Origin of the sequence: Mesorhizobium sp. M5C.F.Ca.ET.164.01.1.1, from assembly GCF_004792125.1 — a bacterium.
Classification (GTDB): Bacteria; Pseudomonadota; Alphaproteobacteria; order Rhizobiales; family Rhizobiaceae; genus Mesorhizobium; species Mesorhizobium wenxiniae.
This window is the reverse complement of the sequence record NZ_SRTG01000435.1, coordinates 1-309: the sequence shown is the minus strand read 5'-3', so window position 1 is coordinate 309 and position 309 is coordinate 1. Positions and strand designations below refer to the sequence as shown.

Genomic DNA, 309 nt, shown 5'->3' with positions numbered 1-309 from the left:
CTGGAATGACGGGAAGCTCATTATCTCTTACCTCGTCAATCTCGTACCGCGTTACGAGATGTTCACTCCCGGCCACCAGGAATGGACGCGCCGAGTCCTGAACACCCTGCCCGCCGAAGGTACTGTCGACGTCTGGTCATTCGATGCGGCAGTTCACGAGACCAATGGAGAGGTCCTGATCTGTGCTCAGGATCCGATCACGCCGCCGCAGCTCTTGCTATTCGATCTCAATGCCGCGCCGTCTCTCAGCGCTTCAGCAATCCTGAAGCGCAGCCCGGAGAATTTCGATGCATCCGGACTGGTGGTCAC

At 57.9% G+C, this 309-nt stretch carries 1 pseudogene; it reads left to right on the top strand.

From position 1 onward, the window contains the following. Positions 1–309: pseudogene (locus tag EN807_RS34160) on the top strand (S9 family peptidase); the annotation flags it as partial.